Source organism: Actinotalea sp. JY-7885, assembly GCF_014525465.1.
GTDB lineage: Bacteria > Actinomycetota > Actinomycetes > Actinomycetales > Cellulomonadaceae > Actinotalea.
Window position 1 is genome coordinate 12,596 of the sequence record NZ_JACEXH010000008.1, and the last position, 23,507, is coordinate 36,102.

Below are 23,507 nucleotides of genomic sequence, written 5' to 3' on the forward strand. Positions count from 1 at the left end.
GCTAGCGTCGCCGGACGGCGATGACCCGCTGGAGGACGACGAAGGCGAGCAGCAGGCCGCCGATGACGATGCGGGTCCACCACGAGCTGAGCGTGCCCTCGAACGTGATGATCGTCTGGATGAGGCCGAGCACCAGGACGCCGACCACGGAGCCGACGACGAAGCCGCTGCCTCCCGTGAGGAGCGTGCCGCCGATGACGACGGCGGCGATCGCGTCGAGCTCCATGCCGACGCCGGTGAGCGAGTAGCCGGACCGCGAGTAGATGGTGAACAGGAGCCCGCCGATGCCCGCGCACGTCCCGCTGATCACGTACACGAGCACCTTGGTGCGCGCGACCGGCAGGCCCATGAGCATGGCGGACTGCTCCCCGCCCCCGATGGCGTAGACCGTGCGGCCGAACTGGGTGTGGTGCAGCACGAACCACGCGACCGCCACCACGGCGAGCGCGATCATGACGCTCGGCGTGAGGTTCCAGTCGCCGATCGGGATGCGGTACGCCGAGAGGAAGACGATCGTCGGGTCGTTGATCGGGATGGAGCTCAGGCTGATGACGTAGCAGAGCCCGCGCGCGAGGAACATCGCGGCGAGCGTCGCGATGAACGGTTGGATCTCGAAGACGTGGACCATGACGCCCACGAGCAGGCCGATGACCGCGCCGACGAGCACGACGAGCGGGATGACCACGGCGGCCGGCCACCCGGACTGCAGGAGCGTCGCCGCGACCACGCCGACGAGCGCCACGACCGCACCGACCGACAGGTCGATGCCGCCCGTGAGGATGACGAACGTCAGCCCGACGGCGAGCACGATGAGGAACGAGTTGTTGATGAACAGGTTCGACATCACGCGCCCCGAGAGGAACGTGTCGTAGCGGCTCCCGCCGACGGCCAGCATCGCGACGAGCACCACGAGCGTGCCGACGACGGGCAGGTACCGGGCGTCGAGGGAGGGCCGACGGCGCCTGCCCCCCGCGACGACGTCCGCCGCGCGGCCCGTGCCGAGCGCCTGGTCGGTCGTCATCAGGCCGCCACCTCCGTCCGGGCCGGGACCGGCACGCCGCGGCGGGCCGCGAGGCGCCGGCGCAGGGCCGGGGACTGCGCGAGGCAGACGGCGATCACCACCACGGCCTTGAAGAGCGGGGTGACGGACCCCGAGATGCCCAGGATCGTCACGCTGATCGTCAGCGTCTTGATCACCAGGACACCCACGAGGGTGCCGCTGAGCGAGAACTTGCCGCCCGCGAGCGACGTCCCGCCGATGACCACCGCGAGGATCGCGTCGAGCTCGATGAACAGCCCGACGTTGTTGGCGTCGGCCGCCATGACGTCGGCGCTCATCATCAGGCCGGCGACCCCGGCGAAGAGGCCGGTGAGCGCATAGACCGTCCAGGTGATGCTGCGCGCACGCACGCCCGCCAGGCGGCTCGCCTCGGGGTTGATCCCGACGGACTCGACGAGCATGCCGAGCGCCGTGCGGCGCGTCAGCAGCGCGACGACGACGAAGATCACCCCCGCGATGACGACGGGGACCGGGAGGCCCAGCAGGAAGCCCGAGCCGATCGTCTTGTACGGCGGGCTGTTGACGGTCGTGATCATGCCGCCCGTGATGAGCATCGCGATCCCCCGGCCCGCCGTCATGAGGACGAGGGTCGCGATGATCGGTTGTATCCCGAGCACGGCGACGAGGAACCCGTTCCACGTGCCCAGCAGCAGGCCCAGCACGAGCGCCAGGCCGACGGCCGTCACGACGGTGCCGAGCGCCGCGGGGTCGGGTGCCGAGGCGATGTAGCTCAGGGCCACGGCGCCCGAGACGGCGATCACGGCGCCGACGGACAGGTCGATGCCGCGCGTCGCGATGACCAGCGTCATGCCGAGCGCGACCAGGAGCAGCGGCGCGCTCTGACGCAGGACGTCGATCAGCGCGCCGTACAGGTGGCCGTCCTGGACCCGGACGCGCAGGAACGTCGGCGTCCGCAGGGCGTTCGCGACGATCAGCGCGACGAGCGCCACGACGGGCCAGAACAGGCGGTGCCGGACCACGGTCGTCACGCGTGCGCACCCCCCGCGATGAGCCCGACGACGTCGTCGAGCCCGACGTCCTCCCCGTTGACCAGCTCGGCCACCTTGACCCGGTCGCGCATGACGGCGATGCGATGGCTCAGGCGCAGGACCTCCTCGAGCTCGGCCGAGACGAACACGACCGACATCCCGTCCTCGGCGAGCGACGCGATGAGCCGCTGGATCTCGGCCTTGGCACCGACGTCGATGCCGCGGGTCGGTTCGTCGAGCACGAGCACCGTGGGCGCCGTCGCGAGCCATCGCGCGAGGAGCACCTTCTGCTGGTTGCCGCCGGAGAGGTTGCGCACGAGCGCCTCGGGGTCCGCCGGCCGGATGCCCAGGGCCTCGATGTACCGCGTGACGACCTCGTCGACGCGGCGGCGCGGCAGCCGCCGCCAGCCGCGCTCGGCCTGCAGGCCGAGCACGATGTTCTCCCGGACGCTGAGGTCCCCGACGATCCCCTCCGCCTTGCGGTGCTCGGAGGAGAACGCGATCCCCCGCCGGAGCGCCGCGCGGGGCGTCCGCAGGCGTGTGGGCACCCCCTGCACCTCGAGGTGCCCCTGGTCGGCGTGGTCGGCGCCGACCAGGAGGCGCACGAGCTCGGTGCGCCCCGAGCCGAGGAGCCCGGCGAGGCCGACCACCTCGCCCTCGTAGAGGTCGAGGTCGAACGCCTGCACCGCCCTCCGCCGGCCGAGGCCGACCGCCGTCAGCACCGGGGGGGCGTCCGGCCGGTGCCCGGCGGAGCGCTCCGTCCGCTCCTCGAGCCGCTCGAGGGTCGCCAGGGACGTGCCGATCATCGCCGAGACCAGCTCGAGCCGCGGCAGCTCGGACGTCCGGTGGACGCCGACGACCCGGCCGTTGCGCAGGATCGTCATCCGGTCCGAGATCTCGTAGACCTGCTCCAGGAAGTGCGAGACGAAGAGGATCGCGACGCCCTGGTCGCGCAGCGTCCGCACGATCCGGAACAGCGTCGCGACCTCGTCGGCGTCGAGGCTGGACGTCGGCTCGTCGAGCACCAGGACGCGGGCCTCGACGACCATCGCCCGGCAGATCGCGACCAGCTGCTGCACGGCCAGCGAGTGCGTGCCGAGCACCGAGCGCGGGTCGAGGTCGAGACCGAGCCGCGCCAGGTGCTCGGCGGCGCGCCGGCGCAGCCGGGGCCAGTCGACCGCCCCGAACCGCCGCGGTTCGTGACCCAGCATGATGTTCTCCGCGACCGAGAGGTTCTCGCAGAGGTTCACCTCCTGGTAGACGGTGCTGATCCCCGCGGCCTGCGCCTGCGCCGGCCCGCCGAGCGCCACCTCACGTCCCCCCACGCGGATCGTCCCGCTGTCGATCGCGTAGACGCCGGTGAGCGCCTTGATGAGCGTCGACTTCCCCGCGCCGTTCTCCCCCATCAGGGCGTGCACCTCCCCGGGGAACAGGCGCAGGTCGACGTCCTGCAGCGCCTTGACGCCGGGGAACTCGATCGAGATGGCGGTCATCTCCACGACCGGCTCGGTCGTCGTCATCGCGGCGGCCTCAGTACTGCCGGTCCGGCAGGGCCTCCTGGGCGGCCTCCTGGTCGAACGCGAGGTCCTCCACGACGATCCGCTTCTCGACCTCCTCGCCGGCCATCACCTGCTGGATGATCTCGGCGAGGTCCGGGCCGAGCAGCGGGTTGCACTCGACGATGTAGTCGATCTTCCCGTCGGCCAGCGCCTGCATCCCGTCCTTGACGGCGTCGATCGTGACGATCTTGATGTCCTCGCCGGGGACCATGCCCGCGGCCTCGATCGCCTCGATGGCCCCGAGGCCCATGTCGTCGTTGTGGGCGAACACGAGGTCGATGTCCTCGTGCGCCTGGAGGAAGCCCTCCATGACGGCCTTGCCCTCGGTGCGCGTGAAGTTGCCGGTCTGCGACGCGATGATCTCGATGTTCGGGTTGTCGGCGGTCGCGGACTCGAAGCCCTCCTTGCGGTCGATCGCCGGCGCGGACCCGGTGGTGCCCTGGAGCTCGACGACGTTCAGCGGCTCGGTGCCGAGGTTCTCGGACACCCACTCGCCCACCATCTCGCCCTCCTTGACGAAGTCCGAGCCGATGAACGAGACGTAGAGCGAGTCGTCCTGCGAGTCGACCGCCCGGTCCGTGAGCACGACGGGGATCCCCGCGGCCTTCGCCTCCTCGAGCACGTCGTCCCAGCCGGACTCGACCACCGGCGAGAAGGCGATGACGTCCACGCCCTGCGCGATGTAGGTGCGGATCGCCTGGATCTGGTTCTCCTGCTTCTGCTGGGCGTCGGAGAACTTGAGGTCGAAGCCGTTCTCCTGCGTGAGCGTCTCCTGGATCGAGGCCGTGTTGGCGGCCCGCCAGCCGCTCTCCGCGCCGACCTGGGAGAACCCCACGACGATGAGCTCGTCCTCGCCGCCGCCGCCCTCCGCCTCCGTGGCGGGCTCCTGCTCGACCGGGTCCGTCGTCCCCCCGCACGCGGAGAGCACGAGCACCGCCGCCGCAGCGGCCGTTGCCACCAGGTGTCGCTTCATGAGTGACGTCCTTGTCCTCGCGGGTCCCGGCCCGGGGCCGGGGCGGGTCGCCGTCGATCCGCTGCGTCGAGTGTGTTAGCGCTCACACATACGGTCAAGTGACCCAGGTCACATCTCGATAACGGTCGAATCGCGCCGAACCGGCGCACGACGACGCCCGGCCTGCCGAGGCGGACCGGGCGTCGTGTCGTGCGAGGCCGCGCGCGTCGCGCGGCGTGAGGAGGCGTCAGCGAGCGGAGCCCGCGCGGCGCTTGTTGTAGACGTCGAAGGCGACGGCCAGCAGGAGCACGAGACCCTTGACGACCTGCTGGACAGACTGGTCGATGCTCATGAGCTGCATGCCGTTGCTCATGACGGCCATGATCAGGCCGCCGACCATGGCGCCGCTGACCTTGCCGACACCACCGGTCACCGCCGCGCCGCCGATGAAGCACGCGGCGATGGCGTCGAGCTCGAACATCTGGCCGGCGTTCGGCTGCGCGCCGTTGGACCGGGCCGAGTAGACCGCACCGGCGACGCCGGCGAGGAAGCCCATGTTGACGAAGATCCAGAAGTTGACCCACCGGACCTTGACACCCGACAGCTGGGCGGCGGAGAGGTTGCCACCGATCGCGTAGACGTGCCGGCCGAACACCGTGCGGTTCGTGACCAGGCCGTACACGAGGATCAGCACCGCGAGGATGATGAGCACGTTCGGCAGGCCGCGACTCGTCGCGAGCTGCCAGGCGAACCACATCACGAGCGCCGCGACCAGCACGATCTTCAGCACGAAGAGCGGGAAGGCCTCGACGGCCTGCTGGTAGCGCACGCGGGCCTGGCGGCTGCGCCACTGGCTGAACGCGTACCCGGCGATGGCGATGCCGAAGATCACCAGGGTGAACGCGTCGAACCCGTTGCCGCCGATGAGGCCGTTCTGGAAGCCCGAGGCGATCTGGCTGTACTCGCGCGGGAACGGCGAGAGCGAGATGTTGCCGAGCACCAGCAGGGTCGCGCCGCGGAACAGCAGCATGCCGGCGAGCGTGACGATGAACGCCGGGATCCCGACGAACGCGACCCAGAAGCCCTGCCACGCGCCGACGAGCAGGCCCACGACGAGCGCCGCGACGATGCCCATCCACCAGGGCAGGCCGTTCTTGATGACCAGGGTCGCCGCGACGGCGCCGGTGAAGGCCACCACCGCGCCGACCGAGAGGTCGATGTGACCGGCGATGATCACGATGACCATCCCGATCGCGAGGATGAGGATGTAGGAGTACTGCAGGACGATGTTCGAGATGTTCGCGGGGCTCAGCAGCAGGCCGTCGCTCAGGATCGCGAACAGCCCGACGATGAACACGAACGCGATGTAGATACCGCTCTGCCGCATGTTCCGGGTCGCGAGCTCCCGGATGTTGGCGATGCCAGTCATTGCACCTGTTCCTTTTCCTGCGTCATGAGCTCCATGAGGCGCTCCTGGCTGGCCTCGGCGACGTCGACCTCGCCCGTGATCCGCCCGAAGGCGAGCGTGTAGATCCGGTCGCAGATGCCGAGCAGCTCGGGCAGCTCGCTCGAGATGACGACGACCGCCTTACCTGCGGCCACCAAGCGGTTGATGATCGTGTAGATCTCGTACTTCGCGCCGACGTCGATCCCCCGCGTGGGCTCGTCCAGGATGAGGACGTCCGCGTCGGTGTAGATCCACTTGCTCAGCACGACCTTCTGCTGGTTGCCACCGGAGAGCTTGCCCACGACGGACAGCACGCTGGGGGCCTTGATGTTCATGCTCGCGCGGTACTCCTCCGCGACCTTGACCTCCTCGTTGCTGTTCACCCAGCCGTGGCTGGACAGCTTCGGCAGGCCCGCGGCCGAGATGTTGCGCTTGATGTCCTCGATGAGGTTCAGGCCGTACCGCTTGCGGTCCTCGGTGGCGTAGGCGATGCCCTGGGCGATGGCCTCGCTCACCGACCGGAGCCTGATCTCCTCGCCGCGCTTGTAGAGGCGACCGGTGATGTCACGCCCGTAGCTGCGCCCGAAGATGCTCATGGCCAGCTCGGTCCGGCCCGCGCCCATGAGGCCGGCGATGCCGATGACCTCGCCCGCCCGCACCGAGAAGCTCGCGCCGTCCACGACGACGCGGCCCAGCTGCGTGGGGTGGTGGACGGTCCAGTCCTCGACCCGCAGCACCTCCTCGCCGACGCTGGGCGTCCGCTCGGGGTAGCGGTGCTCGAGGTCGCGGCCGACCATCCCCCTGATGATCCGGTCCTGCGTCGAGGTGGGATCGCTCATGTCGAGCGTCTCGATGGTGCGGCCGTCGCGGATGATCGTCGTGCGGTCCGCGATCTCCTCGATCTCGTTGAGCTTGTGCGAGATCATGATCGAGGTGATGCCCTGGGACTGCAGCTGGCGCAGCAGCCCGAGCAGGTGCTCGGAGTCCGTGTCGTTCAGCGCCGCCGTCGGCTCGTCGAGGATGAGCAGCTTGACCTCCTTCGAGAGCGCCTTCGCGATCTCGATGAGCTGCTGCTTGCCCACGCCGAGCTGGGCGACGGGCGTCGTCGGGTTCTCGTCCAGGCCCACGCGCGCGAGGAGCTTGGCCGCCTCGGCGTTGGTGTGGTTCCAGTCGATGAGGCCGCCGCGCCCGCGCTGCTCGTTGCCGAGGTAGATGTTCTCGGCGACCGACAGGTACGGGACCAGGGCGAGCTCCTGGTGGATGATGACGATGCCCCTGTGCTCGGAGTCGTTGATCGACCCGAAGCGCACCGGCTCGCCGTCGAAGAGGATCTCGCCCTCGTACGTGCCGTGGGGGTACACGCCCGACAGGACCTTCATCAGGGTGGACTTGCCGGCGCCGTTCTCGCCGCAGATCGCGTGGATCTCACCGCGCTCGACGCTCAGGTTCACGTCCTGGAGCGCCTTGACGCCCGGGAACGTCTTGGTGATGGAACGCATCTCCAAGATGGTGCTGCTCATGCGGCCTCTTCCTCGCTCGTGTGGGGTGACCGAGCGGTCGAGCCGAGCCGGCCCGGCGGGAGACGTCCCGCCAGGCCGGCTCGGCGGCGATCAGCTGGTCTGGCCGGCCGCGACCTCGTCGGCCGTGTAGTACCCGGAGTCGACCAGGAGCGGCGTGATGTTGTCCGCGTAGACGATGTCCGACTCGAGCAGGTACGACGGGACGACCTTCATGCCGTTGTCGTACGTCTCGGTGTCGTTCGCCTCCGGCTCCTCGCCGCTCAGGTACGCCTGGGCCGCGACGACCGCCTGGTCGGCGAGCTTGCGCGTGTCCTTGAAGATCGTCGAGTGCTGCACGCCGTCGACGATGAGCTTGATCGACGCGATCTCGGCGTCCTGGCCGGTGATGATCGGCATGGGCTTGTCCGCGGAGCCGTAGCCCGCGTTCTCGAGGGCCGTGATGATGCCGCGCGACGCGCCGTCGAACGGGGACAGCACGCCGTCGAGCGGCTTGCCGTCGTTGTAGGCCGCCGTGAGGACGTCCTCCATGTTCTTCTGCGCGACCTCCTGCTGCCAGCGCAGGATCGCGACCTGCTCGATGTCCGTCTTGCCGGACGGGATCGTCAGGACGCCCGAGTCGAGGTACGGCTGGAGGGTGTCCATCGCGCCCGCGAAGAAGAAGTGGGCGTTGTTGTCGTCGAGCGAGCCCGCGTGGACCTCGATGTTGAACGGGCCGGCGGCCTCGCCCTCGGAGCCGTCCGCGTTGAGGACGCCCAGGCCCACGAGGAGCGCCGTCGCCTGCTGGACGCCGACGTTGTAGTTGTCGAACGTGACGTAGAAGTCGACGTTCTCGCTGTCGCGGATCAGGCGGTCGTACGCGATGACCGGGATGCCGGCGTCGGCCGCGGCCTGGAGCTGGCTCGCGAGCGCGGTGCCGTCGATCGCGGCGATGATGAGCGCCTCGGCGCCCTTGGTGATCATCTGGTCGATCTGCTGCGACTGGGTCGGGATGTCGTCGCCCGCGAACTGCAGGTCGACCTCGTACCCGGCCTCCTCCAGGCCCGCCTTGACGGCGTCGCCGTCGGCGATCCACCGCTCGGACGTCTGCGTCGGCATCGCGACGCCGATGAGGCCACCCTCCGACGACTCACCCGAGCCCGAGTCCGTGCCCTCGTCGTCCGTGGACGACCCGGCACCCTCGCCACCGCACGCGGCGAGCGTCATTGCGAGCGTCATGCCCACCGCAACCGCGGCAAACTTCCTGGTGCTCATTTCTCCTCCTCGAGAACTGTCCTGCTCATGGGCCGCCTGGTACGTCCAGGGCGGGGCCCGGGGGCCCTGACCGCGGGGGTCAGGAAGTGCTGGTCGTGCTACTCCACCTGGACCACCTCGGCGCCGGCGCGGCGCAGCCGCGCGAGCTCGTGGTCGGGGGCCGAGGGGCCCGTGACCACGCTGTGGACGTCCTCGAGCCGCGCGATGCGGCCCAGGTGGATCTGGCCGAGCTTCGAGCCGTCGGCGACGACGACGGCGCGCTCGGAGGCGGCGATCATGCGGTGCTTGATCTCGGCCTCGGGCAGGTTGAGGTTCGTGATGCCGCGTTCGGCGTCGATCCCGTTGCAGCCGATGAAGCCGAGGTCCGCGTGCAGCCGGTCGAGCAGGACGGTGCCCAGGGGGTCGACCAGCGAGTGCTGCAGGGGGCGCAGCGTGCCGCCCGTGACGACGACCTCGATGCGGCCGATCGCGGGCTCGAGCTCCAGGGCGACCCGCAGGCCGTTCGTGATGACCACGACGCCCTCGAGGTCGGTGCGCGCGACGAGCGCACGCGCGATCGCCGTCGTGGTCGAGCCGACGTCGAGCAGGACGCTCGCCCCCGAGGAGACCATCGCGGCGGCGTGCTCGCCGATGCGCTGCTTCTCGCCCGCGAACTCGACGGCCGCCTCCTCGAAGGACGGCTCGCGGCGCTCGGGCCCGCCGGCGATGACGCCGCCGCGCACCCGGCGCACGGCGTGCGTCGTCTGGAGCGCCGCGAGGTCCGCGCGCACCGTCACGTCGGAGATGCCGAAGGTCTCCGCGAGGTCGGCGACGCGCACGAACCCGCGTTCGCCGATCACCTGGAGCATGCGCTCGCGACGCAGCGTCGCGGGCAGCAGCTCGACCTCGTCCTTGAGCACGCGCCCACTGTCCTGGGGTCGCGACGCTTGCGTCAACTTCGTGAAGCCAACTTTTGATTGCGAAACAGTAACGCCGCAGCGCCGCCGGCGCGCCCGGGACGTTGGTCCCCCGCGCGCGGACGGCCTGCCGTGGCACTCACCGCGGTGGCCTGCGCGCCAGCCGTCGGGCGCGCCGACGCGCGCCCGCACCCGGCCCTCGGCCGGGTGCGGGCCCGCGCTGTTTCGGAACATCACCGAAAGCAAGCGAAACGCCGCGCAAGCATGGTCAGAGGCCCTGGGCGAGGCGGTAGTACGCCTGGTTCCATCGGATCTCCTGGGTGAACCCGCGCGACGTCGTCGCGTCGTCGATGACGAGCAGCTCGGTCCGGGCGATGTCGGCGAAGTCCACCCACGCGTCGACGCCCACCTGGGTGGTGAGCACCGTGTGGTGGGCCGCGCCGGCCATGAGCCACGCCTCGGCGGACGTCGCGAAGTCCGGCTGCGGCTTCCACACCGCGCGCGCGACCGGCAGGTTCGGCAGCTCGGCGGACGGCGGCACGACCTCGACCGCGTTCGCGGTGAGCCGGAAGCGGTCGCGCATGTCGGACAGCGCCACGACGACGCCGGGGCCGGGATCCGTGTCGAAGACCAGTCGGACGGGGTCCTCCTTGCCGCCGATGCCGAGCGGGTGGATCTCGAGCGACGGCTTCGCGGTCGTCAGCGTCGGGCAGATCTCGAGCATGTGGGCGCCGAGGATCCTCTCGTCGCCGGGCACGAGGTCGTAGGTGTAGTCCTCCATGAGCGACGCGCCGCCGGGCAGCCCCTGCCCCATGACCTTGGCCGCGCGCACCAGGATCGCGGTCTTCCAGTCGCCCTCGGCACCGAAGCCGTAGCCCTTGCTCATGAGCCGCTGGACGGCGAGCCCGGGCAGCTGACGCAGCGCGCCGAGGTCCTCGAACGTCGTCGTGAACGCGGTGGCGCCGATCTCGCCGAGCAGCGCGAGGAGCGCGAGCTCCTGCGTGGCGCCGTAGCGCAGGGCGTCGTGGCGCTCCCCGCCGCGGCGCAGCTCGGGCACGACGTCGTAGGTGTCCTCGTACTCCGCGACCAGGGCGTCGACGTCCGCGTCGGCGACCGCGTCCACCGCGGCGACCAGGTCGTTGACCCCCCAGGTGTTGACCGAGACGCCGAAGCGCAGCTCGGCCTCGGTCTTGTCGCCCTCGGTGACCGCGACGTTGCGCATGTTGTCCCCGAAGCGCGCGAGGCGCAGCTCACGCGTCGCGGCCCACGCCGCGGCCGCGCGGACCCACGTGCCCACCTTCGCCTGCACGGCCGGGTTCGACACGTGCCCGACGACGGTCTTGCGCGCGACCCCCAGGCGGGACTGGATGTACCCGAACTCCCGGTCGCCGTGGGCGGCCTGGTTGAGGTTCATGAAGTCCATGTCGATCGTCGCCCACGGCAGCTCGACGTTCGCCTGCGTGTGCAGGTGCAGCAGCGGCGTGCGCAGGGCGTCGAGCCCGACGATCCACATCTTCGCCGGGGAGAACGTGTGCATCCACGCGACGACGCCGATGCACGCGGGGTCGGCGTTGGCCTCGAGCGCCATGCGGTGGATCGCCTCGCGGTCCTTGAGGACCGGCTTCCACACGATGCGCACCGGCACGGCGTCCGCGTCGTCCAGCGCGCGCGCGATGGCCTGGGACTGCTCGGCGACCTGGCGCAGGGTCTCCTCGCCGTAGAGGTCCTGGCTGCCGGTGAGGAACCAGACCTCGCGGTCGGCGTAGGGCTTGGTCATCGTTGCTCCTTCGGGTGGGGCGTCAGCGCCCGTAGACGTTCTGGTAGCGGTCGTAGAGGCGGTCGATGTCGGACTGCGCGATCGGCAGCGGCTCGCCGAGCTGCCGGGAGATGTGCACGGTCCGCGCGACCTCCTCGCACATCACGGCGGCCTTGACCGCCGCCTTCGCGTCCCGGCCGATCGTGAACGGGCCGTGGTTGCGCATGAGGACGGCGGGGCTGCGGCTCTCGCGCAGCGTCTCGACGATGCCGCGACCGATGGAGTCGTCGCCGATCAGGGCGAAGGGGCCCACCGGGATGTCGCCGCCGAACTCGTCGGCCATCATCGTCAGCACGCACGGGACGGGCTCGCCGCGGGCGGCCCACGCGGTCGCGTAGGTCGAGTGGGTGTGCACGACGCCGCCGACCTCGGGCAGGTGCCGGTACACGTACGCGTGCGCGGCCGTGTCCGACGACGGCGACCGGTCGCCGTCCACCAGCTCGCCGTCCAGGTCGCACACGACCATGGCGTCGGCGCTCAGCTCGTCGTACGTGACCCCGCTCGGCTTGATGACGAGCAGGTCCTCCTCGCCCGGCCCCGCCTGCGGGTCGACGACCACGCGTTGGGAGACGTTGCCCGCCGTCCACACCACCAGCTCCCAGCGGGGGAGCTCGGCGTGCAGTGCCGCGACGACCTCGCGCGTGCGCGCGACGGACTCGCGGACGTGGTCGGGGTACGCGTCCAGGGTTCGGGCCGTCATCGTCTCTCCTGCCTCGTGGGGTGCGTGCTGCGTGGTGGCGGGGCGGCGCCGCGTCAGTCCTGCCGGCCGGTCGCCTCGACCGCTGCGCGCTCGACCGCGAGGCCGGCGACGTACCGCTCGAGGTAGGTGGCGTAGCCCGCCACGTCGGCGGCATCGGGCTCCACGACGTCGACCGCCGCGCCGGCGAAGACCCGCTCGTCGAGGAACGTCCGCAGGTCCTGCTGGGACGCGGCGCCGAGGTAGGCAGCCAGCACGGCGATCCCCCACGGCCCGCCCTCGCTCGCGGTGCGGGCCACGGCGACGGGCGTGCCGACGGCCGCCGCCAGCAGCCGCTGCGCGACGCCGGCCGTGCGGAACATGCCGCCGTGCGCGAAGAGCGTGTCGATGCCGACGCCCTCGCCGGCGAGCACGCGCATGCCGAGGCTCAGCGTGGCGAACGCGCCGTACACCTGCGTGCGGACGACGTTCGCGAGCGTCAGCCGGCTGCCCGGGGTGCGCACGATGAGCGGCCGGCCCTCGGCCAGCCCGGTGATCGGCTCGCCCGAGAGGTAGTTGTAGGCGAGCAGCCCGCCGCCGTCGGCCTCGCCGTCGAGCGCCTCGCGCAGCAGCGCGCCGAAGACCGCGTCCGGCTCGGCGGGGTGGCCGAGCACCGCAGCGAAGCGGCCGAAGACCTCGGCCCATGCGCCGAGCTCACTGGCCCCGTTGTTGCAGTGGACCATCGCGACGAGGTCGCCGGCGGGGGTCGTGACGACGTCGAGCTCCTCGTGCACGCGCTCCAGCGGCTGCTCGAGGACCACCATGGCGAAGATGCTGGTGCCCACGCTGACGTTGCCGGTCCGGGGCGCGACCGCGTTGGTGGCCACCATGCCGGTGCCGGCGTCACCCTCCGGCGGGCAGAGCGGGATCCCCGGCTGCAGGCCGCCCGTCGGGTCGAGGAGCGCAGCGCCCGCCTCGGTCAGTCGTCCGGCCTCCTGGCCCGCGACGAGCACCTCGGGCAGCAGGTCCTCGAGCCGCAGGCCGGGCCGGCGCGCCGCCAGCAGCGCGTCGGCCTGCGCGAGCATGCCCGCGTCGTAGCGCCGCGTCGCGGGGTCGACCGGGAACATGCCCGACGCGTCGCCGACGCCCAGGACGTGGCGACCGGTGAGCCGGTGGTGGACGTACCCGGCGAGCGTCGTGAGCTGCGCGATGCGGGGGACGTGCGGCTCCTCGTCGAGGACCGCCTGGTACAGGTGCGCGACGGACCAGCGCAGCGGGACGTTGAAGCCGAGCGCCTGCGTGAGCTCGCGCGCGGCGCGCTCGGTCGAGGTGTTGCGCCAGGTCCGGAACGGGACGAGCAGCTCGCCGTCGGCGTCGAGGGCCAGGTAGCCGTGCATCATCGCCGAGACGCCGAGCGCGCCGAACGTCGTCGGTCGCATCCCGTGGCGCCGCTGCGCGTCGTCGAGGAGAGCCGCGACGCACTCCTGCAGCCCGGTCCAGACCGCGTCGAGGGAGTAGGTCCAGGTGCGGTCGACGTACTCGTTCTCCCAGTCGTGGCTGCCCGTGGCGAGCGTCGTGCCGTCCTCGGCGACGAGGCAGGCCTTGATGCGCGTGGAGCCGAGCTCGATGCCCAGTGCGGTGCGGCCCTGGGCGATCGCCGCGCGGGCCTCCCCTGCGTCCATGGCGGGGTCGAGCGTCATCGAGTCATCTCCTCGGGCGTGGCGGCGCTGGCACGGTCGGGGAGCGGGCACCACAGGCGCCGGCTCACGACCACCCGATGTTAGCGTTCACATGAGAGATGTCAAGGAGCTCCGAGGTCCCGGCCGGGGCGTCAGCCGCGCGCCGGCCCGCTGCTCCGCCGGACCACCAGGCGCGGCGCGATGAGTGTCGGCGCCACGTCCTGCACGCCGTCGCTCCCCCGCCCGATCGCCGCGACCAGCAGCTCCATGCAGCGCCGCCCGAGCGCCGCGAACTCCTGCCGCACGGTGGTCAGCGGCGGGTAGAAGTGCGCCGAGCCGTCGACGTCGTCGAACCCGACCACCGACACGTCCCCCGGGACCGAGACGCCGGCCTCCGCGAAGGCGCGCAGCAGACCGAGCGCGAGCTGGTCGTTCGCGGCGAAGACCGCCGTCGGCAGGTCGCCGCGCACCAGCGCGCAGCCCACGTCGTACCCGCGCCCCGCGCTCCAGTCGCCCTCGACCGGCTCGCCCGGCGTGATGCCGGCGGCCGCGAGCTCGTCGCGCCAGCCCGCGACGCGCGCGCGGGCGTCGAGCCAGTCCTGCGGCCCGGCGAGGTGGACGACGTCGGCGTGGCCGAGGTCGAGGAGGTGGCGGACCGCGAGCCGCGCGCCCGCGTACTGGTCGACGGCCACCGCGTGCAGGCGCCCGCCGGGCAGGTCCTTGGGACCGACCATGACCACCGGCACCGGCGCGTCGAACGCCCGGACGGCCTCGACCGCCTCGTCGTGGGCGGCGACCACCACGACGCCCTCGACGCCCTGGTCCATGAAGTGCTCCAGGACCTGGCGCATCCCGGCGGCCTCCCAGCGCGCCACCGTCGCGACGCTGACGAACAGCCCGGCGTCGCGCGCGGCCCCCTCGACGGCAATGAGCGTGCTGGTCGGCCCGAAGAGCGCCGACCCCGACGTCACGACGCCGACCGTGCCCGTGCGCCGGGTCACGAGCGCGCGGGCGGCGGTGTTGCGCCGGTACCCCAGCTCCGCGATCGCGTCCAGGACGCGCTGGCGCGTCTCGGGACGCACGCTCGGGTGCCCGTTGAGCACGCGCGAGACCGTCTGGTGCGACACCCCCGCCACGGCGGCGACGTCGCTCATCGCCGGCGGGCGGGGCGAGCTCATCCCAGCTCCCGCGCGATCGCCGCCGACCGGTCGTGCGCCGCCTGCGCCGCGGCGAGCACGGCGGCCCGTGCGCCGTGGGCGTCGAGCTCCCGCAGCCCGGCGACGGTGGTCCCGCCCGGGGACGAGACGCGCTCGCGGAGCACGACGGGATGCTCCCCCGTCTCGGCCAGCATGGTCGCCGCGCCCCGGAAGGTGGCGACGGCGAGCTCGAGCGCCTGCGCGCGCGTCAGGCCCAGCAGGACGCCGGCCTCCGCGAGGGCGTCGACGAGGTAGAACACGTAGGCGGGCCCGCTGCCGCTGATCGCCGTCACGGCGTCGAGGAGGCGCTCGGGGACGCGGAGCACGAGGCCCGTGGCGGCGAGCAGCCGCTCGACCACGGCGAGGTGGTCGTCGGTCGCGGCGGTCCCGGCGCTGATCCCGCTCGCCCCCTCGCCGACGGTCGCGGGCGTGTTGGGCATGACCCGGACCACCGGCGTCCCCGCCGGCAGCCGCTCCTCGTAGAACGAGATCGGGAGCCCGGCCGCGACGCTCACCACGACCGTCCCCTCCCGCAGGCGCGGGCCGATCTCCGCGAGCGCGGCCTCGACGTCGACGGGCTTGACCGCCACCACGACGACGTCGGCGCGGCTGGCGACCTTCCCCGCGGAGTCCGCGGCGCGCACCCCGTACCGCTCGGACAGCTCCGTGGCGCGTGCGGCATAGCGCTCGCTGACCGCGACGTCCTCGACGTCGACCCCCGCGCGCAGCACCGCGCCGACGATCGCCTCGCCCATGACGCCGCCGCCCAGCACGGCGACACGGCCCAGCGGTACCTCGGACATCGTGACTCCTTGCCGTGTGCGGGCGGTCGTGCGGGACCCTCGGAGCGACTCAGAGGGGGAAGGCGGCGAACAGGTCGCGGACGTCGTCCGTGGGGCCGTCGAGCTGGAGCACGGCGGTGCCGTTCCACCAGGTCAGGGTCGCGGTGCCGTCGCCCCGGGGGACGATCGTGTAGCGACCGGCCTCGGCCCCGTCGGTCGTCGTGACGGCGCCCTCCTCGGTGTCCGTGGAGACCTCGTCCTCGCTGCCCTCCTCGGCGCCGTCGCCCGCGCCGGCCTGCGCGGCGGCGGCCGTCTGCGCCTCGACCGCTACGGCGTAGGCGGCGGACGCCTCCTCGGGCGTCTCCCACTGGGCCGCGAGCAGCACGACGGAGGCTGCGCCGTCGGTGTAGGCGAGGCGGTAGGCCTCGACGGCCCCGGCCTGCAGGCCGGCCGGGTCCTCGGCGAGCTCGCTCAGCGCGTACGCGAGCACCGTCGACGGCAGGGCGTCCGAGAAGGCCGTCCCGGCCGCCCGCGCCACCGGCTCCACGGTCGGCGTCGGGAGCGGCAGCGTCACGGTCTCGGGCTCCGGGGCCACCGCGGGATCCCCGCCCCGGTCGCCCAGCAGGAGCACACCGCCGACGACGGCGCCGACCAGGACGAGAGCGCCGAGCACCAGCAGCCACACGGGCGGCGTGCGACGCTCCGGACGTCCCGCGGCGGGCTCCGGCTCCGGGGCGGGCGACCGGCGTGCGGGGCTCGCGTCGCGATCCTCTCCCGCGGCGCCGCCCGCACGGCCCGCCGGGGGTGCGCCCTCCTGGGCCCGGACCTCGCCGAACGGCCAGGCGGGCGGGCGACCGCCCGCCGCGGGGTCGCGCGGATCCGTGCCACTGCTCGTCATGCGTCACTCCCTGCGGTCCGGTGCGCGGCCAGCCTAGGGCCTGGGCGGCGCGCGCTGCGGGAGCCGGTCGGCCAGGTCAGGCCGCTCGACGGCGTCGGACGCTCACGCGGTCCGGCGGCGCAGGGTGGTGGCGCCCACGAGGAGCGCGCCGACGGCGAAGGCCACCACCGCGCCCACCGCGCCGCGCACGTCGGCGATCCCGGCCCCCGCGGCGAGGTCCTGCAGCGCCTCGAGGCCGTAGGTCAGGGGCATGGCGCGCGAGAAAACCTCGAGCGGGGCCGGCATCTCGGCGCGCGGCATGAAGAGCCCGGCCGTGACGAGCTGCGGGAAGATGACCGCCGGCATGAGCTGGACCGCCTGGAACTCGGTGCGCGCGACGGCCGAGGCGGCGAGCCCGAGCGCGGTGCCGAGGATCGCGTCGAGCACGGCGACGAGGACGACGCCCCCGAGGTCACCCGCGACCTCCATGCCGCACACCCAGACGGCGAACGCGGTCAGGACGAGCGCCTGGAGCACCGCCATCAGACCGAAGGCGAGCGCGTAGCCGACCACGAGGTCGCCCTTGCCCAGCGGCGTCGTCATGAGGCGCTCGAGCGTCCCCGACTGCCGCTCGCGGAGCGTGGCGACGCTCGTCACCAGGAACATCACCACGAGCGGGAAGACGCCGAGCAGGACCGGCCCGAACGTGTCGAGGACCGGGGTCCCCTCGAACATCCACGCGACGAGCCCGAGCACGACGCACGGCAGGACGAGCAGCAGCGCGATCGTGCGGCGGTCGTGGCGCAGCTGGCGCAGCACGCGGCCCGCCGTCACCAGGGTCAGCCGGGCGCTCACCGGCCGACCTCCCCCGGGGCCCGGCCGACGAGGACCAGGAAGGCGGACTCGACGTCCTGGGTGGCGGTCTCGGTGAGCAGGTCCGGGAGGGTCGCGTCGGCGAGCAGGCGCCCGTCGCGCAGCAGGAGCAGGCGGTCGCAGCGCCGCGCCTCGTCCATGACGTGGCTCGACACGAGGATGCTCACGCCGTCGTCCGCCAGCCGGCGGAACAGGTCCCACAGGTCCCGCCGCAGCACCGGGTCCAGGCCGACCGTCGGCTCGTCGAGCACCAGCAGCCCCGGCCTCGCGAGCAGCGCCACACCGAGCGAGACGCGTGACCGCTGGCCGCCCGACAGGGTGTCGACACGCTGTCCCGCGGCGCCCACGAGGTCGACCTCCGCGAGCACACGGTCCACGTCCGCGCTGCCCACCCCCAGCACGGCCGCGAAGTAGCGGAGGTTCTCCAGGACGGTGAGGTCGGCGTAGACGCTGGGCGACTGGGTCACGTAGCCCACGCGGCGGCGCAGGTCGCGGTGGCCGGCGGGCAGACCGAGCACCTCGACGGTCCCTCCGGCCACCCGCTGCACCCCGACGACGGCGCGCATGAGCGTCGTCTTGCCGCTCCCGCTCGGTCCCAGCAGGCCGACGACCTTCCCCGCGGGCACGGCCAGGTCGAGCCCGCGCAGGATCTCCACCCCGCCCCGGACGACGCGCAGCCCCGCCACGCGCACGGCCGCCGCCTCGGTATTCCCCATGTGAGGAATATCCTCCTCGGGTCGCACCCGACGCAAGGGGCGGACGGCCGGACCGGCCGTCCGGCGCGGGTGGGGCGGCCGCGGTCAGGACGGGCCGCGGTCACCGGTGAGGTAGTGCTGCAGCACCGGGCCCACCGCGGCGACGATCCGCTCCCTGGGGGCCGACGCGATCGGCTCCAGCTCCAGGACGTGCCTCGCCACGAGGACGCCTGCCACCTGCGTCGCGATGAGGCCGACGCGGAGGTCGGCGTCGTCGCCCGTCATCGCGGCCCGGACCCGGCCGAAGACCTCGCTCGCCAGGAAGTCCCGGACCAGGTGGTCCTGGCCCGTCGAGGTCGCCGCGATGACCATCCGGAAGTGCTCCCGCCCCCCGGGTGCGTCCCAGGTGCGCAGGATCGCGTCCAGGAGGCGTGCGCCCAGGCCGTCGAGCCCGCCCGCGACGATCTGCGTCACCGCGGCGCCCGGGTCGATCTCCCGCCGGGCGAAGGCCATGGCGAACAGCTCGGCCTTCCCGCCGCCGAAGTAGTAGCGGACCAGGCGCGGGTCGACGCCGGCGCGACGCGCGACCCCGCGCACGCTGGTGCCGGCGTAGCCGAGCGCCGCGAACTCCGCGCGCGCCGCCTCGAGGATGTCCTGCGCGGCGCTGCCCTCGGTCCGGCGCCCCCGCGGCCGGGGCGTCGCCCCGTCGCCGGTGGTCCCGCTCATGGCCGCACCCTACGGGCCGCGCGTGCCGGGCCGTGTCGCAGGCCCGGGCTACCGTCGCCCCATGCCCTCCGCCAGCTCCGCCACCCGTTCACCCGGCCGCTCCGCGCGCAGCCAGCGCCCCGGCTACACGTGCCTCGAGTGCGGCTGGACCGCCGCCAAGTGGGCCGGGCGCTGCGGGGAGTGCCAGGCGTGGGGCAGCGTCGTCGAGGACACCGCGGCCGGCTCCGGCCCGCGCACCGTGGCCACGACCTCGCGGACGCCCGCGCGGCCCATCGCGGACATCGACGTGGAGACGGCGCGCGCCCGGCCCACGGGCGTGGCCGAGCTCGACCGCGTCCTCGGCGGCGGGCTCGTGCCCGGCGCCGTGGTGCTGATGGCGGGCGAGCCAGGCGTCGGCAAGTCGACCCTGCTCCTCGACGTCGCCGCCCGCGTCGCGCGCGCCGAGGGGCAGCGGGTCCTGTACGTCACGGGCGAGGAGTCGGCCGGGCAGGTCCGGCTCCGGGCCGAGCGCATCGGTGCGCTGGCGCCCGGCCTCATGCTCGCCGCGGAGACCGACCTGGGGGCGGTGCTCGGCCACATCGAGGCGACGTCCCCCACCATGCTCGTCGTCGACTCGGTCCAGACGATCGCCTCGTCCCAGGTGGACGGCGCCCCGGGTGGCGTCGGCCAGGTGCGCGAGGTGGCGGCCGCGCTGATCGCCGCCGCGAAGGAGCGCGACCTGCCCGCGGTCCTGGTCGGCCACGTCACCAAGGACGGGAGCGTCGCCGGCCCACGAACGCTCGAGCACCTGGTCGACGTCGTCTGTCAGTTCGAGGGCGACAGGCACTCGCGCCTGCGCCTCGTGCGCGCGAGCAAGAACCGGTACGGACCGACCGACGAGGTCGGGTGCTTCGACCTCACCGAGGCCGGGATCGTCGGGCTCGCCGATCCCTCCGGGCTCTTCCTGTCGCACACGCTGCACCACGTCCCGGGCACGTGCGTGACCGTGACCCTCGAGGGCCGCCGCCCGCTCGCGACCGAGCTCCAGGCGCTCGTGGTTCCGTCGATGCTCAGCAACCCGCGACGCACGACCAGCGGCGTCGACAGCAGCCGCCTCGCGATGATCCTCGCGGTGCTGCAGCGCCGGGGCGGCATCCCGCTCGCCGACAAGGACGTGTACGTCTCGACCATCGGCGGCGCGCGGGTGGTCGAGCCGGCCGCCGACCTCGCCGTCGCGCTCGCCACCGCCAGCGCGATGGAGGACGTGCCGCTCGCCGACGGCCTCGTCGTGCTCGGCGAGGTGGGGCTCGCCGGCGAGATCCGGCCTGTCGTGGGTCTCGGCCGGAGGCTGGCCGAGGCACGGCGCCTCGGGTTCACGCGCGCCGTCGTGCCGGCCGGCGGCCTCGACCGCGCCGACGTCCCCGCCGGCCTCGAGCTGCTCGAGGCGGCGGACCTCGGGCGCGCGCTGGTCCTCGCGCGGGGTCGGCGTGCGACAGCGGGCTGAACCCGCCCTCGCCGCGCCGCCCGGAGCCGGGTCCGCGGCGACCCTGCTCCCGTAGGATTCGGACGTGGTCACCACCGAGCGCTCCGCCGAGGACCTGCTGCGCTCCACCCTCGCCGCGGTCGCGCCCGGCACCGAGCTGCGCGACGGCCTCGAGCGCATCCTGCGCGGCCGGACCGGTGCGCTCATCGTGCTGGGCTTCGACGCCGTCGTGGAGTCGATGAGCTCGGGCGGCTTCGTCCTCGACGTCGACTTCTCCGCGACCCGCCTGCGCGAGCTGGCCAAGATGGACGGTGCGGTCGTCGTCAACGGCGACGGCACGAAGATCCTGCGCGCCGCCGTGCAGCTCCTGCCCGACCCGACGATCGAGACCACGGAGTCCGGGACGCGTCACCGCACCGCGGAGCGCGTCGCGAAGCAGTCCGGCTTCCCCGTCGTCTCCGTGAGCCAGTCGATGCGGATCATCGCGCTGTACGTGGGCGGGAGCCGCTACGTGCTCGAGGGCTCGGACGTCATCCAGTCGCGCGCCAACCAGGCCCTCGCGACCCTCGAGCGCTACAAGTCCCGCCTCGACGAGGTCAGCGGCACGCTCTCGGCGCTCGAGATCGAGGACCTCGTCACGGTGCGCGACGTCGCCGCCGTCGTCCAGCGCCTGGAGATGGTGCGCCGCATCTCCGAGGAGATCGCGGGCTACGTCGTCGAGCTGGGCACCGACGGCCGGCTCATGGCGCTCCAGCTCGACGAGCTCGTGGGCGGCGTCGGCTCGGACCGGCAGCTCGTCATCCGCGACTACGTCGACCCCGGTCGCGCCGGGCGCGGGCTGGCCGACGTGCAGGCCTCGCTCGCCGCGCTGGACGCCAACGAGCTCCTCGACCTCGGCCACATCGCACGCATCCTCGGCCTGGTCGCGGTCGAGGACTCGCTCGACGGCGCCGTCGGGCCCCGCGGCTACCGGCTCCTGTCCAAGGTCCCGCGGTTGCCGGGCGCCATCGTCGACCGCCTCGTCGGGCACTTCGGCGGCCTGCAGAAGCTCCTGGCCGCCGGCATCGACGAGCTCATGGCGGTCGACGGCGTCGGAGAGCAGCGCGCGCGTGCCGTCCGCGAGGGTCTGTCCCGGCTGGCCGAGTCCAGCATCCTCGAGCGCTACGTCTGACACCGCCGGGCACACCCGGCCCGGCGGGTCTAGCGTGCCGCCATGGGCGTCCTCCTCAGCCAGACCATCATCGACAGTGCGGACCCGGAGAGGCTCGGCCGGTGGTGGGCCGGCGTGCTCGGCTGGGAGACCGCCGTCGAGGGCGACGGTGAGGTCTGGGTCGCGCCGCGCGCCGCGGACCTCGTGGGCGGCCTGCTGTTCCTCGCCGTACCGGAACCGAAGACCCACAAGAACCGGCTGCACCTGGACCTGCGGCCCACGGACGGCTCCAGCCAGGAGGACGAGCTCGAGCGCCTCCTCGCGCTCGGCGCGACACGGGTCGACGTCGGGCAGCGGGACGCGAGCTGGCACGTGCTCGCCGACCCCGAGGGCAACGAGTTCTGCCTGCTGCACAGCACGCCCGCCGGCCTCGCCGCGGAGATCGCGGCCGAGGAGGCCGGCCCGCCCGCGGTCGGCTGACCGTCGGCGAGCTCGGCCCGCCTCGTTCCGTTCAGCCGAGCTCGAAGACCGCGGCCCCGCTGGTCGCACCGAGCGTCGAGACGACCGCGCTGTAGGTCCCGGCACCCGGCTCCGGCAGCCCGCCGGGGCACCCGGCCGCGGATCGCGTGCGGTCCCACACCACGGGTGTGTCCGCTCGGCCGCCCGGCTCGAGCAGGAGGAGGTTCGCGGCCGGGTCGGGCGAGCAGTCCAACGAGGACCAGATGCGGTCCGCCCCGGACGTGACGACCAGCTCGCGCTGCGTGGCGGCCGCGTCGACCGTGCAGGGGATCGTGCCCGCGTTCGTCACCGCCACGGTGAAGGTCGGCTGCGCCCCCGCGGGGTAGCTGCGCGCGTCGGTCGTGAGCGTCACCGTGAGGTCGGCGGCCGCGCAGGCCACCGGTCCGACGTCCGCCGGCTGCTCGACGGTCTCCGTCGCGGCCTCGGCGTCGGCCTCCGCCGCGGCCACCGGGGTGGTGTCGTCCGGCGTGTCGGCCGCCCTTCCCGCCCCGAACGCCTTGCTCACGAGCGACCACGCGAGGGCGAGCACCAGCACGACGGCCGCGAGCAGGACGAGCCGTCGGATCCAGTAGACGCGTGGCGGCCGGGGACCGACGGGACGCAGCACGGTGCTCATCGGATCGTCCCCTCCTTGGGCTCCGGGCCCCGCACGGGGCCGCTGCCGCCACGGTACGGCGGGGCGCCGCCGTCCCGGGGGCGCCGCGCCGGGCGGCCCCGTGGGGGATGATTCCCCCGTGCACGCCCTGGTCGAGCCCGTGGTCGCCTGGTTCGACGAGCACGCGCGGGACCTGCCGTGGCGGGCGCCCGGGCGGACGGCGTGGGGCGTGCTGGTCAGCGAGGTCATGCTCCAGCAGACGCCCGTGGCGCGGGTCGAGCCCGTCTGGCGCGCGTGGATGCAGCGCTGGCCGACGGCGGCGGACCTCGCCGCGGCGGGCCCGGACGACGTCCTGCGGGCCTGGGGCCGCCTGGGCTATCCGCGGCGGGCGCTGCGCCTGCAGGAGTGCGCCCGCACCGTGGTCGAGCACCACGGCGGTGAGCTGCCCGCGGACGAGGCGGCTCTGCTCGCGCTCCCGGGGATCGGCACGTACACCGCGGCCGCCGTCACAGCGTTCGCCCGCGGCCGCCGCAGCGTGGTCGTCGACACCAACGTGCGGCGCGTGCTGGCCCGGGCCCTGGAGGGCCGCGCCCTGCCCGACCCGCACCTGAGCGCCGCCGAGCTGCGGCGCGCCGGCGACGTCGTGCCCGACGACGACGCGACCGCCGCCCGCTGGAACGCGGCCGTCATGGAGCTCGGGGCGCTGGTCTGCACGGCCCGGGCACCGCGGTGCGGGGCGTGCCCGGTCGCGACGACCTGCCGGTGGCGGCTCGCGGGCATGCCGGCC

General features: G+C 73.3%; 22 protein-coding genes. 4 read left to right on the forward strand and 18 right to left on the reverse strand.

Annotated elements, in window-relative coordinates; translation table 11 throughout:
* Window position 1 precedes the first annotated feature (1 nt).
* The 17 genes from yjfF to IDM29_RS01925 form a co-directional block, all read right to left on the reverse strand.
* Window positions 2-1,021 carry a galactofuranose ABC transporter, permease protein YjfF gene (gene yjfF, locus IDM29_RS01850; protein ID WP_182112130.1) on the reverse strand — a complete coding sequence of 340 codons (1,020 nt, stop codon included), beginning with the start codon at window positions 1,019-1,021 and terminating at the stop codon, window positions 2-4.
* Window positions 1,021-2,049 (reverse strand): ABC transporter permease, encoded by a 1,029-nt coding sequence (locus IDM29_RS01855; RefSeq protein ID WP_220457968.1) that lies wholly within the window; start codon window positions 2,047-2,049, stop codon window positions 1,021-1,023. Before IDM29_RS01855 ends, yjfF begins: the two co-directional genes overlap by 1 nt.
* Window positions 2,046-3,569 (reverse strand): sugar ABC transporter ATP-binding protein, encoded by a 1,524-nt coding sequence (locus IDM29_RS16950; protein WP_220457969.1) that lies wholly within the window; start codon window positions 3,567-3,569, stop codon window positions 2,046-2,048. Before IDM29_RS16950 ends, IDM29_RS01855 begins: the two co-directional genes overlap by 4 nt.
* A gap of 10 nt (window positions 3,570-3,579) precedes the next feature.
* Window positions 3,580-4,581, reverse strand: a complete 1,002-nt coding sequence (locus tag IDM29_RS01860) for an ABC transporter substrate-binding protein (protein ID WP_182112132.1) — start codon at window positions 4,579-4,581, stop codon at window positions 3,580-3,582.
* Window positions 4,582-4,807: 226 nt separating this feature from the next.
* Window positions 4,808-5,989: a multiple monosaccharide ABC transporter permease gene (mmsB, locus tag IDM29_RS01865; protein ID WP_188037133.1), complete on the reverse strand. Its 1,182-nt coding sequence runs from the start codon at window positions 5,987-5,989 to the stop codon at window positions 4,808-4,810.
* A complete protein-coding gene (mmsA, locus tag IDM29_RS01870) occupies window positions 5,986-7,527 on the reverse strand; it encodes a multiple monosaccharide ABC transporter ATP-binding protein (RefSeq protein WP_182112134.1) in 1,542 nt (513 codons plus the stop codon). The genes mmsB and mmsA overlap by 4 nt, the downstream gene beginning before the upstream one ends.
* A gap of 90 nt (window positions 7,528-7,617) precedes the next feature.
* A complete protein-coding gene (chvE, locus tag IDM29_RS01875; RefSeq protein ID WP_182112135.1) occupies window positions 7,618-8,778 on the reverse strand; it encodes a multiple monosaccharide ABC transporter substrate-binding protein in 1,161 nt (386 codons plus the stop codon).
* Between the two features lie 98 nt (window positions 8,779-8,876).
* Window positions 8,877-9,677: a DeoR/GlpR family DNA-binding transcription regulator gene (locus IDM29_RS01880; RefSeq protein WP_309232661.1), complete on the reverse strand. Its 801-nt coding sequence runs from the start codon at window positions 9,675-9,677 to the stop codon at window positions 8,877-8,879.
* Between the two features lie 265 nt (window positions 9,678-9,942).
* Window positions 9,943-11,451: an L-arabinose isomerase gene (gene araA, locus IDM29_RS01885; protein ID WP_182112136.1), complete on the reverse strand. Its 1,509-nt coding sequence runs from the start codon at window positions 11,449-11,451 to the stop codon at window positions 9,943-9,945.
* Between the two features lie 22 nt (window positions 11,452-11,473).
* Complete coding sequence (locus tag IDM29_RS01890; RefSeq protein ID WP_188037134.1) at window positions 11,474-12,190, reverse strand: L-ribulose-5-phosphate 4-epimerase; 717 nt, start codon at window positions 12,188-12,190, stop codon at window positions 11,474-11,476.
* Window positions 12,191-12,243: 53 nt separating this feature from the next.
* Window positions 12,244-13,866 (reverse strand): xylulokinase, encoded by a 1,623-nt coding sequence (locus IDM29_RS01895; protein ID WP_182112138.1) that lies wholly within the window; start codon window positions 13,864-13,866, stop codon window positions 12,244-12,246.
* 131 nt (window positions 13,867-13,997) lie between these two features.
* Window positions 13,998-15,023 (reverse strand): LacI family DNA-binding transcriptional regulator, encoded by a 1,026-nt coding sequence (locus tag IDM29_RS01900; protein ID WP_255491647.1) that lies wholly within the window; start codon window positions 15,021-15,023, stop codon window positions 13,998-14,000.
* The gene (gene proC, locus IDM29_RS01905) at window positions 15,020-15,844 is read right to left on the reverse strand and encodes a pyrroline-5-carboxylate reductase (RefSeq protein WP_188037135.1); all 825 of its coding nucleotides are present in this window, start codon (window positions 15,842-15,844) and stop codon (window positions 15,020-15,022) included. Before proC ends, IDM29_RS01900 begins: the two co-directional genes overlap by 4 nt.
* Before the next feature lie 49 nt (window positions 15,845-15,893).
* Window positions 15,894-16,721, reverse strand: a complete 828-nt coding sequence (locus IDM29_RS01910; RefSeq protein WP_188037136.1) for a hypothetical protein — start codon at window positions 16,719-16,721, stop codon at window positions 15,894-15,896.
* A gap of 102 nt (window positions 16,722-16,823) precedes the next feature.
* Window positions 16,824-17,555 (reverse strand): ABC transporter permease, encoded by a 732-nt coding sequence (locus IDM29_RS01915; RefSeq protein WP_182112141.1) that lies wholly within the window; start codon window positions 17,553-17,555, stop codon window positions 16,824-16,826.
* Entirely contained in the window at window positions 17,552-18,289 is a 738-nt protein-coding gene (locus IDM29_RS01920) for an ABC transporter ATP-binding protein (protein WP_182112142.1), read from the reverse strand. The genes IDM29_RS01915 and IDM29_RS01920 overlap by 4 nt, the downstream gene beginning before the upstream one ends.
* 84 nt (window positions 18,290-18,373) lie before the next feature.
* Window positions 18,374-18,994, reverse strand: a complete 621-nt coding sequence (locus IDM29_RS01925; protein WP_182112143.1) for a TetR/AcrR family transcriptional regulator — start codon at window positions 18,992-18,994, stop codon at window positions 18,374-18,376.
* 61 nt (window positions 18,995-19,055) lie between these two features.
* On the opposite strand from IDM29_RS01925, the gene radA reads away from it, so the two are divergent.
* The 3 genes from radA to IDM29_RS01940 all read left to right on the forward strand — a co-directional run bounded on the left by radA (window position 19,056) and on the right by IDM29_RS01940 (window position 22,086).
* On the forward strand, window positions 19,056-20,477 hold the full coding sequence (radA, locus tag IDM29_RS01930; RefSeq protein ID WP_182112144.1) for a DNA repair protein RadA: 1,422 nt from the start codon (window positions 19,056-19,058) through the stop codon (window positions 20,475-20,477).
* 64 nt (window positions 20,478-20,541) lie between these two features.
* Complete coding sequence (disA, locus tag IDM29_RS01935; protein WP_182112145.1) at window positions 20,542-21,627, forward strand: DNA integrity scanning diadenylate cyclase DisA; 1,086 nt, start codon at window positions 20,542-20,544, stop codon at window positions 21,625-21,627.
* Window positions 21,628-21,669: 42 nt separating this feature from the next.
* Window positions 21,670-22,086, forward strand: a complete 417-nt coding sequence (locus IDM29_RS01940; protein WP_182112146.1) for a VOC family protein — start codon at window positions 21,670-21,672, stop codon at window positions 22,084-22,086.
* A gap of 31 nt (window positions 22,087-22,117) precedes the next feature.
* On the opposite strand, the gene IDM29_RS01945 is transcribed toward IDM29_RS01940, so the two are convergent.
* Complete coding sequence (locus tag IDM29_RS01945; RefSeq protein WP_182112147.1) at window positions 22,118-22,741, reverse strand: DUF4232 domain-containing protein; 624 nt, start codon at window positions 22,739-22,741, stop codon at window positions 22,118-22,120.
* Between the two features lie 118 nt (window positions 22,742-22,859).
* Here IDM29_RS01945 and IDM29_RS01950 point away from each other — a divergent pair.
* On the forward strand, window positions 22,860-23,507 hold a 648-nt coding region (locus IDM29_RS01950; RefSeq protein WP_309232662.1), incomplete at its 3' end, for an A/G-specific adenine glycosylase.

Coding starts and splice junctions, on each gene's coding strand:
- IDM29_RS01940 (WP_182112146.1), top strand. CDS start 21,670: ATGGGCGTCCTCCTCAGCCAGACCATCATCGACAGTGCGGACCCGGAG.
- radA (WP_182112144.1), top strand. CDS start 19,056: ATGCCCTCCGCCAGCTCCGCCACCCGTTCACCCGGCCGCTCCGCGCGC.
- proC (WP_188037135.1), bottom strand. CDS start 15,844: ATGTCCGAGGTACCGCTGGGCCGTGTCGCCGTGCTGGGCGGCGGCGTC.
- mmsB (WP_188037133.1), bottom strand. CDS start 5,989: ATGACTGGCATCGCCAACATCCGGGAGCTCGCGACCCGGAACATGCGG.
- IDM29_RS01890 (WP_188037134.1), bottom strand. CDS start 12,190: ATGACGGCCCGAACCCTGGACGCGTACCCCGACCACGTCCGCGAGTCC.
- IDM29_RS01920 (WP_182112142.1), bottom strand. CDS start 18,289: ATGGGGAATACCGAGGCGGCGGCCGTGCGCGTGGCGGGGCTGCGCGTC.
- chvE (WP_182112135.1), bottom strand. CDS start 8,778: ATGAGCACCAGGAAGTTTGCCGCGGTTGCGGTGGGCATGACGCTCGCA.
- IDM29_RS16950 (WP_220457969.1), bottom strand. CDS start 3,569: ATGACGACGACCGAGCCGGTCGTGGAGATGACCGCCATCTCGATCGAG.
- mmsA (WP_182112134.1), bottom strand. CDS start 7,527: ATGAGCAGCACCATCTTGGAGATGCGTTCCATCACCAAGACGTTCCCG.
- IDM29_RS01895 (WP_182112138.1), bottom strand. CDS start 13,866: ATGACGCTCGACCCCGCCATGGACGCAGGGGAGGCCCGCGCGGCGATC.
- araA (WP_182112136.1), bottom strand. CDS start 11,451: ATGACCAAGCCCTACGCCGACCGCGAGGTCTGGTTCCTCACCGGCAGC.
- IDM29_RS01925 (WP_182112143.1), bottom strand. CDS start 18,994: ATGAGCGGGACCACCGGCGACGGGGCGACGCCCCGGCCGCGGGGGCGC.
- yjfF (WP_182112130.1), bottom strand. CDS start 1,021: ATGACGACCGACCAGGCGCTCGGCACGGGCCGCGCGGCGGACGTCGTC.
- IDM29_RS01910 (WP_188037136.1), bottom strand. CDS start 16,721: ATGACGAGCAGTGGCACGGATCCGCGCGACCCCGCGGCGGGCGGTCGC.
- IDM29_RS01900 (WP_255491647.1), bottom strand. CDS start 15,023: ATGAGCTCGCCCCGCCCGCCGGCGATGAGCGACGTCGCCGCCGTGGCG.
- IDM29_RS01945 (WP_182112147.1), bottom strand. CDS start 22,741: ATGAGCACCGTGCTGCGTCCCGTCGGTCCCCGGCCGCCACGCGTCTAC.
- IDM29_RS01860 (WP_182112132.1), bottom strand. CDS start 4,581: ATGAAGCGACACCTGGTGGCAACGGCCGCTGCGGCGGCGGTGCTCGTG.